This window comes from Aliiroseovarius sp. S1123 (assembly GCF_023015885.1).
Classification (GTDB): domain Bacteria; phylum Pseudomonadota; class Alphaproteobacteria; order Rhodobacterales; family Rhodobacteraceae; genus Aliiroseovarius.
Genome location: NZ_JALKBE010000002.1, coordinates 515,946 through 529,902, shown reverse-complemented (window position 1 = coordinate 529,902; position 13,957 = coordinate 515,946). Strand labels below are relative to the sequence as shown.

Genomic DNA, 13,957 nt, shown 5'->3' with positions numbered 1-13,957 from the left:
AGTGGTGACACCGGGGAGAAACGTAGAATTCTTCCCGCTTGAACCCGCTACCTTACCGCTTCGATCGGCCCCTCGGCACTGCCCGAAATGAACTGTGCGACGTAGGGATCGCCCGAGTTGTCCATATCGCCCACGGGGCCGGTCCACTGGATCTTGCCTGCGTGCAACATCGCAACATGGTCGGCGATCACGCGGACCGAGGACATGTCGTGGGTGATGGTCATGGCGGTGGCGCCCATTTCGACCACGATCTCGCGGATCAGGTCGTTGATGACGCCGGACATGATGGGATCAAGGCCGGTTGTGGGTTCGTCGAAAAAGATGATCTCGGGCTCGGCGGCGATGGCGCGAGCAAGGCCCACACGTTTTTGCATGCCGCCCGACAGCTCGGCCGGGAACAGGTCGGCCACGTCGGGGGTCAGGCCCACGCGGCGTAGTTTCTCGATCGCGATCTCGCGGGCTTCTTCCTTGGGCTTGGCAAGCGATCCGCGCAGAAGGCGGAAGGCGACGTTTTGCCAGACGGGCAGGCTGTCAAACAGCGCGCCACCTTGGAACAGCATACCGAAACGCGCCAGAAAGGCGTCACGTTCGACCTTCGAGGTATCTTCGCCATCCAACGTGATGGACCCGCTGTCCTGAACCATCAGGCCCAGAATGCACTTCAACAGCACCGATTTCCCGGTGCCGGAGCCACCGATGATCACCATGCTTTCGCCGCGGTTGATGGTCAGGTTCACCCCGTCCAACACACGTTTTGGGCCAAAGGCTTTATGGACGTTTGTAAGTTCAATCATGTGGCAAAGAAGAAGCTGGTGAGAAGGAAATTGGCGGCAAGGATCAGAACGGCGGCGGCCTCGACCGAGGTTTTGGTGGCGCGGCCCACGCCCTGCGCACCACGACCCGAGCGCATCCCGTGATAGCAGCCCATGACGGCGGCGATAAAGCCGAACGCCGCGCCCTTGATCAGCGAGGACACGATGTCGGACATCTCAAGGAAGTTCCACGTGTTGTTCAGATAAGGACCGATGGCAAACCCAAGCTGCTTGGTGCCGACAAGAAAGCCCCCCATGATGCCGATGACGTCTCCGATGCCGACCAAAAGCGGCACGACAAGCGTGGCGGCTAAGACGCGCGGGGCGGTCAGGTATTTCATCGGGTGGGTCGAGAGCGTGACGAGCGCGTCGATTTGCTCGGTCACTTTCATGGTGGCGATTTCGGCGGCAATGGACGACGTCACACGCGCCGCGATCATCAGGCCCACCAGCACCGGACCAAGCTCGCGCACCATGCCGATGGCGACAATCTGGGGCACGACCGCCTCGGCCGAGAAACGCTGGCCGCCGGAATAGATCTGCAGGGCCAGCGCCGCGCCGGTGAAGATCGCGGTCAGGCCGACAACGGGCAGGCTGAAATAGCCGATGTTCAGGATCGCGGTCAGAAACTCGCGCGGATAGAATGGCGGGCGGACGATATGGGCGATGGATTGGCCCGCAAAGATCGCCACGCGCCCGATAAGCGCCAGAAACCCTAGGGTCACGCGACCGATGGTGGCCAAGGGTTTGGTCACGGCATTCATGCGCGGCCCCGTGCATAGTGGCGGTGATAGCGGTGGCCCAACTGCGTCAGGAACTCGTACCCGATGGTGCCCGCGATCTCGGCCAGATCATCGACGGTCTGCTGGTCAGAGAGCATGGTCAGGGTTTTCGGCGTGTCGGGCAGATGGGTGACATCCACACCAATCATATCCATCGAGACGCGGCCCAGAATGGGGCAGGGCGTGTCTTCGAAAAACATCACGGCTTGGTTCGACAGCTGACGGTTCAGACCATCGGCATAGCCCGCGGCAACGGTCGCCACGCGGGACGGGCGTTCGGCGCGCCAGGTGTTCGAATAGCCCACGGTCTCGCCTTCTGCGACATCGCGGATTTGGATGACAGGCAGGTCCAAGTGGACAACGGTCTGGGCGTCCTCGAACGGGAAGCCGCCATAGAGGCCGATGCCGGGGCGGGTCAGATCGAAGTGATAGTCCGGCCCCAGAAGGATGCCGCCGGTGGCCGCAAGGCTGCGCGGTACCTGAACCCCGTCGGTCATGTCGTGGAATGCCGACAGCTGCTGGTGGTTCATCGGGTGCTCGGGGTCATCCGCGCAGGCCAGATGGCTCATGATCAGGCGCGGGTTCTGCGGCAGAAGGATGTCACGCAGGGCGGCCCATTCGGCGGGCTCCATCCCCAGACGGTTCATGCCTGTGTCCAGCTGAATGCCGAACGGGTGGCCAGGCAAGGCTTCCAGATGGCGCGTGACTTGCTCGACCGAGTTCAGCATCGGCACAAGACCCAGATCATGGACCATGTCCGTATCGCCGGACATGTGGCCTGAGAAGACGCTGATTTCGGGGCCGGGTCCAAGCGCTTCGCGCAGGGCGGCGCCTTCTTCGGCGGCGGCCACAAAGAAGCGTCGTGCGCCGGCAGCGGCCAATGCACGCCCGACCTTGCCCACGCCAAGCCCATAGGCGTCGGCTTTTACCACGGCAGCGGTCTGAACCTCTGCCCCACTTTTTGCATCCAGCGCCCGCCAGTTTGCGACCACTGCATCCAGATCAATTGTCAGTCTGCCCGTACTCATACAGGCGTTTTTGACGGTGCAGTGGCCCGGGTCAAGGTAAAAAGCGGATGCGCAGCGCCTGCACGCGGATTTCGCCTGTCGGTGTGCTGTGTCAGTCGGCCAATACGGTCTCGATATGGCTGGCGCTTTCAAGGGTGCGATGCACCGGGCAGCGGTCGGCGATTTCAAGAAGGCGCTGGCGCTGATCGGCATCGAGTTCGCCGGTCAGGTGGATCTCGCGCCGGAAGGTGTCGATCCGGTTTTTCGCTCCGGTTTCGGCGTCTTGGGCGTGGACCTTGTCGTGGCAGACCTCGACCCGAACGTGGTCCAGTGGCCAGCCCTTGCGCCGGGCATACATGCGGATCGTCATCGAGGTACAGGCGCCAAGTCCCGCTGACAGGAAGCCATAGGGCGACATGCCCTTGTTGGTGCCGCCGTATGCAAGGGGTTCATCCGCCACCGTATGATGCTTTGGGCCGGATTGGATGTCCTGCAGAAATCCACGAGGGTCAGCTTCGGATACACGCACGATGCCCTCGGGCGCGCCGGGGGGCGGGGCAGGCGGGGATAGGTTCACATATTTCGTCGCCCATGTGGCGATCACCTCGGCCACATAATCTGCGTCGCTGGCGCGGCTGATCAAGTGGTCTGCGTCGTCCAGCGTAATAAAGCTTTTGGGATGCTTGGCCCCCATGAACAGCGTGGCGGCGTTGTCGATCGATACGATCTGATCGCGCGGGGCATGTAGGACCAAAAGGGCCGCGTTCAGGGACTTCAGCGCCTCGTCCAGCTGACTTTCGCGCACATCTTCGACAAAATCGGCACCGATGCGAAAGGGACGGCCGCCCAGACAGACCTTGGCAGCGCCATCGGATTTGATGTCGGGCAGGGCGTGCTCGAAATTTTCGATCACATGCGAGGGGTCGGCTGGCGCCCCGATGGTCACGACGGCCTGAATGTCGGACAGGTGCGAGGCTGCCTTGATCACCGCGGCCCCCCCCAGCGAGTGTCCGATCAAAAGAGCAGGCGGATATCCCCGATCACGCAGGGCCTCGGCTGCTTTTTCGAGATCCTGAACATTCGACGTGAAGTTGGTATGTTCAAAGATCCCGTCCGAGTTCCCTAGTCCGGTAAAGTCAAACCGCAGAACCGCAATGCCCAGGGCCGCAAGGCGTGCAGAGATCCTGCGTGCCGCGGCGATATCCTTGCCGCAGGTAAAGCAGTGCGCAAACAGCGCCGTTGCCAGATGTGGACCGTCCGGCAGGTCCAGACGCGCGGCCAGATCGTGACCGGCATGTCCGGGGAAGGTAAACTTTTCGGTCGGCATGGGCGCTCCTGTCCTGATCGGTACCGTGAAAGCGCCGGCAGCGTGCGAGCAGCCTTGCGCCGGTCCGACGAAATGAATGGGTCCGACGAAGGTGGCGTGCCTCGGGGGATGGGGCAAGGGTCTGAGGGGTAAGCTCACGCAAGGGTGAAGAAACGTATGTTCAGGTGAAGCGGGCCGCAGTTTGCGCTTGCGTGGCAGGATGTTGCCACGCACAGTCCTGCCGTCACAAGCGGGGGATGCAGATGGTTGAAATCTGTCAAAACGAGCTACCGATTCTGCCTTGGGCGGACCCTAAAACGGCACGGCTTCCGGGGTTGAATCCCGTCGAACCGGGACAGTGGCTGCAGATTGACGACGCTTATAGCGCGCAGATGACACGCAGACTGTCACTGATGAAGGACCACGGGGAACTGGTCCATAGACTATCCGAAGATGCGCGCGCTGCGGCGGAAGAATTACTTGCCGACGTGATTGCCGAAATCTCGGATACGGACGGTTTTGAGGTGCACGGAGAAACCGTGCGCTGTCCGGATGGGCGACTGGTTCAGCTGGACCGCGCGCAGCCGCTTCTAACATTGGGTGCATTGGTGCAGGAAGACTTTGTCATCCTGCAGAAACACGGCAATGAGCACGTGATGACCGGGGCCATCCTTTGCTTCCCCGCAAGTTGGTCACTTGATCAGAAGTTCATGAAATCACTGGTGAAAATACACATTCCGGTGGATAGCTATACGCCGGATATCGCCCGACGTGTACAGCGTTTGTTCGACGGCATTCAGCCCGGGCGTCCGATGTGGCGGGCGAACTACTTATCTTACAATGACCCAGAGCTGTTTCAGCCGCGCCGGGAAGAAGAACGTCGATGCTTCGATCACAACAGTCCCAGTTGGTTGCGGGTCGAGAGGCAGTGCATGAAACGACTTCCCAGATCGGGGGCGGTGGTTTTTTCGATCCATTCATATGTGTTGTCAGATCAGAGGCTGAAAGAGTTGGGTATTTCACTACCAGGAGGTGAATAATGAATGTTTTTAGGGTTTTGGATTGGCTGAGCGTGCTTGAAATGAATTTTTGGCGCCAGCTTTCATAGTTTAGACAAATTTTGTGGCTTAAAGCTAGTTATGCCCGACGGGCAGAATTCATGCGAGTAAATGGAGCGGGAAGAAATATGAAGAAGCTTACTTTGGTTATGGCAATTGCAGCGACCGGTGTGATGGCGGGCTGTGTCGATAAGTCAGCCTATGAAAGCAACCCGGTACAGATCAAGACTGAGAAGGGCGTTGTAACCTGCCAGTTGTATATGCGTGATCGAGTTCAGTGGGATGAAGCGATCGCAGTGCCTGCCGGAATGACGAAGGACGAAGGTGACGCATATTGTGTTCAGGAAGGGCACCGTCAGTTTAATGCGGCTCACAACCGCGTTGGGGCAAGCGGCTAATCCTGGATGATATCAGGGTTTCGTATTGCGAGACTGAAGTGAAGAAGGCGCCTGATTGGGCGCCTTTTTTATTGTCTTGGTGAATTGTGGCGCGTTGCCAACAAAAAAGGGCGCCAACAAAAAAGGGCACCGAACTCGGTGCCCTTTTCTATGTATGTCACTGGGATTAGCAGCTGTAGTACAGCTGGTACTCTACCGGGTGCGGGGTGTGCTCGTAGGCGTAGACCTCTTCCCATTTCAGGTTGATGTAACCCTGGATCTGGTCTTTGGTGAACACGTCGCCAGCGGTCAGGAAGTCGTTGTCGGCTTCCAGGGAATCCAGAGCTTCGCGCAGCGATGCGCAAACGGTCGGGATGCCTTCCAGCTCTTCCGGCGGCAGGTCGTACAGGTTTTTGTCCTGAGCGGGGCCCGGATCGATCTTGTTCTTGATGCCGTCAAGGCCAGCCATCAGCAGAGCGGCGAAGCACAGATAGGGGTTCGCTGCCGGATCGGGGAAACGCGCTTCAACGCGCTTGGCTTTCGGGCTTTCGGTCCACGGAATACGGACACAACCCGAACGGTTCGAAGCCGAGTAGGCGCGCAGAACGGGGGCTTCAAAGCCCGGGATCAGACGCTTGTACGAGTTGGTCGACGGGTTGGTGAAAGCGTTCAGCGTCTTGGCGTGCTTCAGGATGCCGCCGATGAACCACAGGGCTTCCTGCGACAAGTCAGCGTATTTATCGCCAGCAAAGAGCGGCTTGCCGTCTTTCCAGATCGACATGTTTACGTGCATGCCGGTGCCGTTGTCGCCAGCGATCGGCTTCGGCATGAAGGTTGCAGTTTTGCCGTACGCATGTGCCACGTTGTGGATGATGTACTTGTATTTCTGCAGCTCGTCAGCCTGTTTGGTCAGGGTGTCGAAGATCAGGCCAAGCTCGTGCTGACACGAGGCCACCTCGTGGTGGTGTTTATCGGTTTTCATACCGATGTTCTTCATCGTGGTCAGCATTTCCGAACGCAGGTCTTGTGCGTCGTCAATCGGGTTCACGGGGAAGTAGCCGCCTTTGACGCCCGGACGGTGGCCGGTGTTGCCCATCTCGTACTCAGCATCGCTGTTCCAAGCTGCGTCAACAGCGTCCACTTCGAACGACACCTTGTTCATGGTGTTCGAGAAACGTACGTCGTCGAACAGGAAGAATTCAGCTTCCGGGCCCATGTAAGCCACGTCACCAATGCCCGAAGCCTTCAGGTAAGCTTCGGCTTTCTGAGCAGTGCCACGCGGGTCACGGCCATAGGCTTCGCCGGTGTCGGGCTCGACGATCGAGCAGTGGATGCACAGAGTTTTCTCTGCATAGAAGGGGTCGACATAGGCGCTGTCCGTGTCGGGCATCAGTTTCATGTCCGAGCTTTCGATCGACTTCCAGCCGGCAATCGACGAGCCGTCAAACATGAAGCCTTCTTCCAGGAAGTCTTCGTCGACCAGGTCGCAGTCCACGGTTACGTGCTGCAGCTTGCCGCGCACATCGGTGAAACGGATGTCGACATAGGCGATGTCTTCATCTTTGATCTGCTTGAGTACGTCTTGAGCGCTCATATCAGGTTCCTTTGGTTCGTGTATGTTCGTGTGATTTACAGAGCATCATCACCGGATTCACCGGTGCGGATGCGAATGGCTTGTTCAACGGGGCTGACAAAGATCTTGCCGTCACCGATTTTGTCGGTCTTGGCGGCCTCGATGATGGCTTCGACGGCTTCATCCACCTGATCGTCGGCCAGAACGATCTCGATCTTCACCTTGGGCAGGAAGTCGACCACATATTCGGCGCCGCGATACAGCTCGGTATGGCCTTTCTGACGGCCAAAGCCCTTCACTTCGATCACCGACAGGCCCTGCACGCCAATGTCCTGCAGCGCTTCCTTTACTTCATCCAGCTTAAACGGCTTGATGATGGCTTCGATCTTTTTCATGGATAGCCCCCCGGTTCGAAACATCGTGTTGAGCATCACTGACCACTTTCCTTGGCGAGGGGCAATTGGCTAGGGTGGTGGTAGCGCACGCGGCGGTGTGAAAATCTAAGCATGTGCCTAAAAATTAAGCAGAGCGCGCGAAGTTTGAGCAGAGTGAGAAGATTGAGATGACCGAATTGCTAACCGCTGCCCAAATGCGCGCCATCGAGGCCGCCGCAATCGAGTCGGGCGAGGTCACCGGGCTGGAGCTGATGGAGCGCGCGGGCAGGGGCGTGGTCGAGGCCATTTTCGAGGAATGGCCCGAGCTGGCAAAGACCTCTCACAAAGCAGTGGTGCTGTGCGGACCGGGGAACAACGGCGGCGACGGGTTTGTCGTGGCGCGGCTGTTGAAAGAATGGGGCTGGGAGGTCGAGGTTTTCCTGTATGGCGACGCCGAGAAACTGCCCCCGGATGCGCGGGTGAATTATGAGCGGTGGATCGCGTTGGGTGAGGTTCTGAGCTCACAGGTGCTGGCTGGCTGGACCGGGAGATGTTCGGACTTGGTTGTTGATGCCCTTTTTGGGACTGGACTAACGCGGCAGCTTGATTTTGATGCCTGTGATCTCACTAAATTCATCGCTAGCCACCCGCTCGGAAAAATCGTCTCAGTTGATGCGATATCTGGCATCGAAATGGATAGCGGCCGAGAACTGGCGGAGAATGGGAGTGCATTCTTTTGTTCAAGCGATCTTGTCGTTTCATTTCATAAGGAAAAGGTGGGGCATCGCTTAGGTGAGCGCACACTAGATGTTGAGAAGGTTCGAGTAGTGGATATCGGATTGGCAGAGTTCGATGATCCGACCGCTCAGGTTGAGCTGATCGAACTTGCAGATTGGGAAACTGGTCTTAGCAAAGGCGATGTTTGGCGTGGGCAAACAAACAAATTCTCCCACGGCCACGCCCTCATTCTCTCCGGTCCATCCGGCAAAGGCGGCGCCGCCCGACTGGCAGCACGCGGCGCGCTGCGCATCGGGGCAGGGCTTGTCACCGTCGCGCCGACACCCGGCGCGCTTCAGGAAAACGCGGCGCGGTTGGAGGCTATTATGCTGTCTCCGGTGGGAGATGCGCAGACCTTGCAGGCTGTGCTTGCGGATGAACGGCTCAACGCGCTGTGCCTAGGCCCCGGATTGGGTGTCGAGCGGGCGAGGGACTTGGTGCCGGTGGCTTTGGCCGCCAAGCGCGCGACGGTGCTGGATGCGGATGCTCTGACGGCGTTCAAGGACGATCCGTCTGCACTGTTCGACATGCTGCACGAGAACTGCGTTCTGACCCCTCATGCAGGTGAATTCGCGCGGTTGTTCCCCGACATTGCCGAGAAGCTGAACGCCCCCGCTACCAAAGGCCCGGCTTACTCTAAAGTCGACGCGACACGCGAGGCGGCGGCGCGCGCGGGCTGCGTGGTGCTGTTCAAAGGGCCGGACACGGTGATCGCGGCGCCAGATGGCGCGTGCTCGATCAACTCCGCCGCCTATGAACGCTCCGCCCCGTGGCTGGCCACTGCTGGATCGGGCGATGTGCTGGCGGGCTTCATCACGGGGCTGCTCGCGCGGGGCTTCTCTCCGATGCAGGCGGCTGAGACCGGGGCTTGGCTGCACGTGGAATGCGCGCTGGAATTCGGGCCGGGTCTAATCGCCGAGGATCTGCCCGAGCAACTGCCCGTCGTGTTCCGCAAATTGGGGGCGTGATCGCCTGATTCTGGACCCTCGACCGGGTATCCCCGCCGAAAGAGCAAAAAATTGCGCAATCTCCCGTCGGATAAGGGCGCTTTTCCTCTCGCATCCGCTGCGCACTGGTGCTAGAAGGGCGCGAATTTGGACGGCCCCGTCCTGAAAACGCGGGCCGTCCTCGGTTTTAGCGGGTGTGGCGAAATTGGTAGACGCACCAGATTTAGGTTCTGGCGCCGCAAGGCGTGGGGGTTCAAGTCCCTCCACCCGCACCAAAATTGAAAGAAGGACGAGACGATGCAGGTCACCGAGACCCTGAACGAAGGTCTGAAACGCGGCTACAAGATCGTGGTTCCGGCCGCTGATCTGGACGCCAAAGTCAACGAAAAGCTGGTTGAAGCGCAGCCCGAAGTCGAAATGAAAGGCTTCCGCAAAGGCAAAGTGCCGATGGCTCTGCTGAAAAAGCAGTTTGGTCAGCGCCTGATGGGCGAAGCCATGCAGGAAGCTGTTGATGGCGCCATGAACAAGCACTTCGAAGATTCGGGTGACCGTCCGGCCATGCAGCCTGACGTGAAGATGACCAACGAGGACTGGAAAGAAGGCGACGACGTTGAGATTGAAATGTCGTATGAAGCCCTTCCCGAGATCCCCGAGGTCGACCTGAAAGGCATCAAGCTTGAGAAGCTGGTCGTGAAGGCTGGCGAAGGCGAAGTTGACGAAGCGCTGGCCAACCTGGCCGAGACCGCTCAGGACTTCAAAGACCGCAAAAAAGGCACCAAGTCGAAAGACGGCGACCAGGTAGTCATCGACTTCCTGGGCAAAGTTGACGGCGAAGCCTTCGACGGTGGCGCTGCAGAAGACTACCCGCTGGTTCTGGGCTCAGGCTCGTTCATTCCGGGCTTTGAAGAGCAGCTGGTAGGCGTGAAAGCAGGCGAAGAGAAAGAGGTCAACGTGACCTTCCCCGCCGAATATGGCGCCGAGAACCTGGCTGGCAAAGACGCCGTGTTTGAATGCACCATCAAAGAAGTGAAAGAGCCCGTCGCTGCCGAGGTCAACGACGAGCTGGCCACCAAGTTCGGTGCCGAAGACCTGAACGCTCTGAAAGAGCAGATCAGCGAGCGTCTGGAAGCAGAGTTTGCTGGCGCTGCCCGCGCTATCATGAAGCGTGGCCTGCTGGACGAGCTGGACAAGCTGGTTGATTTCGACCTGCCGCCGTCGCTCTTGGACGCAGAAGCTGGCCAGATCGCACACCAGCTGTGGCACGAAGAAAACCCGGACGTGCAAGGCCACGACCACCCGGAAATCGAAGCCACCGACGAGCACAAGAAACTTGCCGGTCGCCGCGTGCGCCTTGGTCTTCTGCTGGCCGAGCTGGGCCAGAAAGCCGAGATCGAGGTTACCGACGCCGAGATGACGCAGGCCGTGATGAACCAAGCCCGTCAGTATCCGGGTCAGGAACGTCAGTTCTTTGAATTCGTTCAGCAGAACCCGCAGATGCGTCAGCAGCTGCAGGCTCCGATCTTCGAAGACAAGGTTGTGGACTACGTATTTGAACTGGCCGAGGTTTCGGAAAAAGAAGTCTCGAAAGACGATCTGCAGAAAGCCATTGAGGCTCTGGAAGACGAATAAGTCTTACCTGACAGACATTCGAAAGGCCGCTCCGTTTGGGGCGGCCTTTTTCGTTTGTTTCGCATTTTCTTGTCAAAAATATCTTGGGGTGAGGCCGCTCGACAATCGAGTGGCCGAGGGGCAAAGCCCCTGTAGGCTCACGAAGTGAGCCACCATTAGCCTTATCCCGGCCGCAGCCCGGTTTCGACCAGCAGGCCCAGCCGTTTGGCCTCATAATAATACCCGCGCGCATACCATCCCATCGCACGCTCGATGTCTCCGCCCGACACGATATAGGCCCCGCGAAGGTATTTCCCCGCGTATTTCAGGTTCACATCGGGGTCCAAAAGCTCCTCTGCCGGGCCGCGATGTCCCATTGTGCGGGCGGTTTGGGGCAAGATCTGCAACAGCCCCCAATAGGGACCGTTGCGTGCCCAAGGGCGGTGTGTGCTTTCCCTTACGGCCTGACGGTGCACCAACTCGCGCGGGATTTCGTAATGGTCGGCCCATTTGTTGATCGAAGCGCGCAGCTCGGGTGTTTCATTGGGATAGAGTGGCGGGTTAAAAGCGCCTGAGCGCGACGTGCGCGCCCTTGAACGACGACGACCACACGAGGTCAGGGCAGTTGCGGCCAGAAGGGCGAGGGCGGTGCGGCGGGAAATCTGCATCATACGGGAAGTATAAGCGCGGGCGATCCCACAAGAAAGCCAATGCAGTCCAAGTTCACATGATACTGGGTCACACGTTTATATCGGGTGATTGGGTGCAGCTTATTCGTCCGATGATCCGTCATGACTTGGCCAAACTCCAAAACCGAAAGCTGGAGGTCAGTCGGATTATTTGAAACGGCGGGGGAATGCCGCGCGAGATCGAGCTTATGTAGACCGCGATACGTAAACTGGCTGGTACTTGAGTGGCCTCTGTCGATCGAATAGGACGCGCACCGCAAATCCTATCGAACGCCTTATACGTCAGCCGGATTAGGCAAAAAGAAAAGGCCGCTCAATCGAGCGGCCTTTCTGATCTTGTATCGACAGAAGATTACTCTTCTTCCGAAGCTTCTTCTGCTTGAGCAGGAGCGTCGTCGTCGTCCGATGCAGCAGCACCGATATCGTCGAACAGCTCGGCGATCTCGAACTCGGCTTCAGCTTCTGCTTCAGCGGCCAGTTCTTGGATCGATTTGCCCGAAGCCTGCAGTTCGGCTTCTTCTGCCGAGCGTGCCACGTTCAGGGCAATCTCGGTTTCGACTTCCGGGTGCAGACGTACGGTGACGGTGTGCAGGCCCAGGTATTTGATCGGAGCAGTCAGGATGATCTGCTTCTTGTCGACGGTGAAACCAGCTTCGGTGGCAACCTCGGCTGCGTCACGCGGGGTGACCGAGCCGTAGAGAGCACCAGCGTCCGAAGCCGAGCGAATCACGATGAACTGCTCGCCGCCCAGCTTTTCAGCCAGAGCGTCTGCTTCTTGCTTGGTTTCCAGGTTGCGGGCTTCCAGCTGAGCTTTCTGAGCTTCAAACGACGCGATGTTTGCGTCCGAAGCCGACAGGGCTTTGCCCTGGGGCAGCAGGAAGTTGCGTGCGTAACCGGGCTTTACGTCAACGACGTCGCCCATTTGGCCCAGCTTGGCCACACGTTCCAGAAGGATAACTTGCATTGATCAGGTCCCCTTACTTAACGGCGTAGGGAAGCAGAGCAAGGAAACGGGCGCGCTTAATAGCACGGGCCAGCTCACGCTGCTTCTTTGCCGAAACGGCGGTGATACGCGAAGGTACGATTTTGCCACGCTCAGAGATGTAGCGCTGCAGAAGACGGGTGTCTTTGTAGTCGATCTTCGGTGCGTTGTCGCCCGAGAAGGGACATACCTTGCGGCGACGGAAAAACGGTTTAGCTGCCATGAGTTAGACCTCCGATTAACGGTCACGGCCACGGCGGTCGCCGCGTTCGTCACGTTTTTGCATTTGAACAGACGGGCCTTCGGCGTGATCGTCGACCTTGATGGTCAGAACGCGCATAACGTCGTCATGCAGGCGCATCAGGCGTTCCATTTCCTGAACAGCCGTCGACGGAGCGTCGGTTTTCAGGAAGGCATAGTGGCCTTTGCGGTTCTTGTTGATCTTGTAGGCCATCGTCTTGACGCCCCAGTACTCGCTGTCAACGACTTTGCCGCCGTTGTCACCCAGTACGGTGCCGAAATGTTCGATGAGGTTCTCAGCCTGCGCGTTGGACAGATCCTGACGCGAGATGAAGACATGCTCGTAAAGGGGCATGTGAACTCCAGTTCTATTTTCAAGCGCGCTTCAAAGAATGGGCCAAAACCTTTCCGCGACCCATCCACGAGAGGCAACGCGGTTCATTCACTTACGGAAAGGACGGTGCCTTATACACGTCTGACCATGTGGCGCAAGGCGTTTGAAACGCGTTGTCGGGCTTATATAAGGTGAATTGACCACCGTTCGTGCAAATTATGGCCTCGCATTCACCTAGCGGGCGCCCAACTTCCGTCACACTTCAAGTCGATCGTTTGATGAGAGCCCTTAACTGGGCGGTAAATTAGCCCTGACACTCTGCTGCACGTCAGATTCGCCTATTAAACAAGAAAGACTTATCCCATGACCATGGTCTCACCGCTACCGCAGTCTGGCACGGAAATGTCCCAATCTTCTCAGCCGGTTTTGCTAATTCCAACAAATTGGGGGTACGCACTGACGAACCAGGTGAAGGAGGCCAGTGGTGGGCTGGTACTGCGGGCATTCAGCCGCTTTCTGGGGGTGGCGCTGGCGATTTCTTCGACCGGTCTGTGGGTCATGCAAAGCACACCGGCAGTGGATGATACGGTTCTTCTGACAATGAAGATCGGCCTGACCTGCTTGTTCGTCGGTTTGGGTGGCTTGTTGTATCTGTTCGGTCAGGGTGCCGAAGTTGCGTCGACTCAGGTTGATCTTCACAACCGGGTGGTGCGTCGCGGGCGGATCACGTCGGACAACAAATTCGAGACAGAGGCAGTCGTGCCGTTTGGGGATGTGACTGGGTTGCTGCTGTCGTGCGGAAAAAGCAATGGCGGAATGGGGAATTCGCGTCAGGCGACCTTGTATGTGCGGCTGGACGACGGCGGCGAGAACCTGACTGCAGTTGAGATTCTGTCAGGACCCGAGTTGTTGTTGCGCCCGATCCAGGAACGTCTTCTGCGTGATCTGAAAGATGATCGCGGAGGGTTGATGATCCCCAGCTATGAAAGCCATCGGAGTGCCGGGGCATCATTTGGCGCAGGTGGCCGCGCCTTCCGGGCCGCCTGATCCGGGGCAACTCCTTCCAAACAGTTTGCACAGCGCTTCGTCGC

At 58.5% G+C, this 13,957-nt stretch carries 15 protein-coding genes and 1 tRNA gene; 6 read left to right on the top strand and 10 right to left on the bottom strand.

Annotated elements, in window-relative coordinates:
* Window positions 1-47: 47 nt before the first annotated feature.
* From MWU53_RS06030 to MWU53_RS06015, 4 genes are all read right to left on the bottom strand, one after another.
* The gene (locus tag MWU53_RS06030; protein WP_247091415.1) at window positions 48-794 is read right to left on the bottom strand and encodes an ABC transporter ATP-binding protein; all 747 of its coding nucleotides are present in this window, start codon (window positions 792-794) and stop codon (window positions 48-50) included.
* Window positions 791-1,576 (bottom strand): ABC transporter permease, encoded by a 786-nt coding sequence (locus MWU53_RS06025; protein ID WP_247091413.1) that lies wholly within the window; start codon window positions 1,574-1,576, stop codon window positions 791-793. The genes MWU53_RS06030 and MWU53_RS06025 overlap by 4 nt, the downstream gene beginning before the upstream one ends.
* Window positions 1,573-2,622 carry an alanine racemase gene (gene alr / locus MWU53_RS06020; RefSeq protein WP_247091411.1) on the bottom strand — a complete coding sequence of 350 codons (1,050 nt, stop codon included), beginning with the start codon at window positions 2,620-2,622 and terminating at the stop codon, window positions 1,573-1,575. Before alr ends, MWU53_RS06025 begins: the two co-directional genes overlap by 4 nt.
* Before the next feature lie 91 nt (window positions 2,623-2,713).
* Window positions 2,714-3,928: a bifunctional alpha/beta hydrolase/OsmC family protein gene (locus MWU53_RS06015; protein WP_247091409.1), complete on the bottom strand. Its 1,215-nt coding sequence runs from the start codon at window positions 3,926-3,928 to the stop codon at window positions 2,714-2,716.
* A 236-nt stretch (window positions 3,929-4,164) separates the two neighbouring features.
* Here MWU53_RS06015 and MWU53_RS06010 point away from each other — a divergent pair, with 236 nt between their 5' ends.
* The gene (locus MWU53_RS06010) at window positions 4,165-4,947 is read left to right on the top strand and encodes a DUF3445 domain-containing protein (protein WP_247091407.1); all 783 of its coding nucleotides are present in this window, start codon (window positions 4,165-4,167) and stop codon (window positions 4,945-4,947) included.
* 146 nt (window positions 4,948-5,093) lie between these two features.
* Window positions 5,094-5,363, top strand: a complete 270-nt coding sequence (locus MWU53_RS06005) for a hypothetical protein (protein WP_247091406.1) — start codon at window positions 5,094-5,096, stop codon at window positions 5,361-5,363.
* A gap of 166 nt (window positions 5,364-5,529) precedes the next feature.
* On the opposite strand, the gene glnA is transcribed toward MWU53_RS06005, so the two are convergent.
* Window positions 5,530-6,936 (bottom strand): type I glutamate--ammonia ligase, encoded by a 1,407-nt coding sequence (gene glnA / locus MWU53_RS06000; RefSeq protein ID WP_247091404.1) that lies wholly within the window; start codon window positions 6,934-6,936, stop codon window positions 5,530-5,532.
* 35 nt (window positions 6,937-6,971) lie between these two features.
* On the bottom strand, window positions 6,972-7,310 hold the full coding sequence (locus MWU53_RS05995; protein ID WP_142853208.1) for a P-II family nitrogen regulator: 339 nt from the start codon (window positions 7,308-7,310) through the stop codon (window positions 6,972-6,974).
* Window positions 7,311-7,477: 167 nt separating this feature from the next.
* Between MWU53_RS05995 and MWU53_RS05990 the strand changes: the two genes are divergently transcribed.
* The 3 genes from MWU53_RS05990 (at window position 7,478) to tig (ending at window position 10,642) form a co-directional block, all read left to right on the top strand.
* Window positions 7,478-9,034, top strand: coding sequence for an NAD(P)H-hydrate dehydratase (locus MWU53_RS05990; protein WP_247091402.1), 1,557 nt, complete (start codon window positions 7,478-7,480; stop codon window positions 9,032-9,034).
* 169 nt (window positions 9,035-9,203) lie between these two features.
* A tRNA-Leu gene (locus MWU53_RS05985) sits at window positions 9,204-9,288 on the top strand.
* A 22-nt stretch (window positions 9,289-9,310) separates the two neighbouring features.
* On the top strand, window positions 9,311-10,642 hold the full coding sequence (gene tig, locus MWU53_RS05980; RefSeq protein ID WP_247091400.1) for a trigger factor: 1,332 nt from the start codon (window positions 9,311-9,313) through the stop codon (window positions 10,640-10,642).
* 161 nt (window positions 10,643-10,803) lie between these two features.
* Here tig and MWU53_RS05975 read toward each other — a convergent pair whose 3' ends face one another.
* The 4 genes from MWU53_RS05975 to rpsF form a co-directional block, all read right to left on the bottom strand.
* Window positions 10,804-11,292, bottom strand: coding sequence for a lytic transglycosylase domain-containing protein (locus tag MWU53_RS05975; protein ID WP_247091398.1), 489 nt, complete (start codon window positions 11,290-11,292; stop codon window positions 10,804-10,806).
* Between the two features lie 370 nt (window positions 11,293-11,662).
* Window positions 11,663-12,274 carry a 50S ribosomal protein L9 gene (gene rplI / locus MWU53_RS05970; protein WP_247091396.1) on the bottom strand — a complete coding sequence of 204 codons (612 nt, stop codon included), beginning with the start codon at window positions 12,272-12,274 and terminating at the stop codon, window positions 11,663-11,665.
* Window positions 12,275-12,287: 13 nt separating this feature from the next.
* On the bottom strand, window positions 12,288-12,515 hold the full coding sequence (rpsR, locus tag MWU53_RS05965; RefSeq protein WP_005982441.1) for a 30S ribosomal protein S18: 228 nt from the start codon (window positions 12,513-12,515) through the stop codon (window positions 12,288-12,290).
* Between the two features lie 15 nt (window positions 12,516-12,530).
* The gene (gene rpsF / locus MWU53_RS05960; RefSeq protein ID WP_133486495.1) at window positions 12,531-12,887 is read right to left on the bottom strand and encodes a 30S ribosomal protein S6; all 357 of its coding nucleotides are present in this window, start codon (window positions 12,885-12,887) and stop codon (window positions 12,531-12,533) included.
* 447 nt (window positions 12,888-13,334) lie between these two features.
* On the opposite strand from rpsF, the gene MWU53_RS05955 reads away from it, so the two are divergent.
* Window positions 13,335-13,913 carry a hypothetical protein gene (locus MWU53_RS05955; RefSeq protein WP_247091394.1) on the top strand — a complete coding sequence of 193 codons (579 nt, stop codon included), beginning with the start codon at window positions 13,335-13,337 and terminating at the stop codon, window positions 13,911-13,913.
* Window positions 13,914-13,957 lie beyond the last annotated feature (44 nt).

Bases quoted from the DNA above. Each gene is read 5' to 3' on its own strand.
- MWU53_RS06030 (WP_247091415.1), bottom strand. From the start codon at position 794: ATGATTGAACTTACAAACGTCCATAAAGCCTTTGGCCCAAAACGTGTG.
- MWU53_RS06025 (WP_247091413.1), bottom strand. From the start codon at position 1,576: ATGAATGCCGTGACCAAACCCTTGGCCACCATCGGTCGCGTGACCCTA.
- alr (WP_247091411.1), bottom strand. From the start codon at position 2,622: ATGAGTACGGGCAGACTGACAATTGATCTGGATGCAGTGGTCGCAAAC.
- MWU53_RS06015 (WP_247091409.1), bottom strand. From the start codon at position 3,928: ATGCCGACCGAAAAGTTTACCTTCCCCGGACATGCCGGTCACGATCTG.
- MWU53_RS06010 (WP_247091407.1), top strand. From the start codon at position 4,165: ATGCAGATGGTTGAAATCTGTCAAAACGAGCTACCGATTCTGCCTTGG.
- MWU53_RS06005 (WP_247091406.1), top strand. From the start codon at position 5,094: ATGAAGAAGCTTACTTTGGTTATGGCAATTGCAGCGACCGGTGTGATG.
- glnA (WP_247091404.1), bottom strand. From the start codon at position 6,936: ATGAGCGCTCAAGACGTACTCAAGCAGATCAAAGATGAAGACATCGCC.
- MWU53_RS05995 (WP_142853208.1), bottom strand. From the start codon at position 7,310: ATGAAAAAGATCGAAGCCATCATCAAGCCGTTTAAGCTGGATGAAGTA.
- MWU53_RS05990 (WP_247091402.1), top strand. From the start codon at position 7,478: ATGACCGAATTGCTAACCGCTGCCCAAATGCGCGCCATCGAGGCCGCC.
- tig (WP_247091400.1), top strand. From the start codon at position 9,311: ATGCAGGTCACCGAGACCCTGAACGAAGGTCTGAAACGCGGCTACAAG.
- MWU53_RS05975 (WP_247091398.1), bottom strand. From the start codon at position 11,292: ATGATGCAGATTTCCCGCCGCACCGCCCTCGCCCTTCTGGCCGCAACT.
- rplI (WP_247091396.1), bottom strand. From the start codon at position 12,274: ATGCAAGTTATCCTTCTGGAACGTGTGGCCAAGCTGGGCCAAATGGGC.
- rpsR (WP_005982441.1), bottom strand. From the start codon at position 12,515: ATGGCAGCTAAACCGTTTTTCCGTCGCCGCAAGGTATGTCCCTTCTCG.
- rpsF (WP_133486495.1), bottom strand. From the start codon at position 12,887: ATGCCCCTTTACGAGCATGTCTTCATCTCGCGTCAGGATCTGTCCAAC.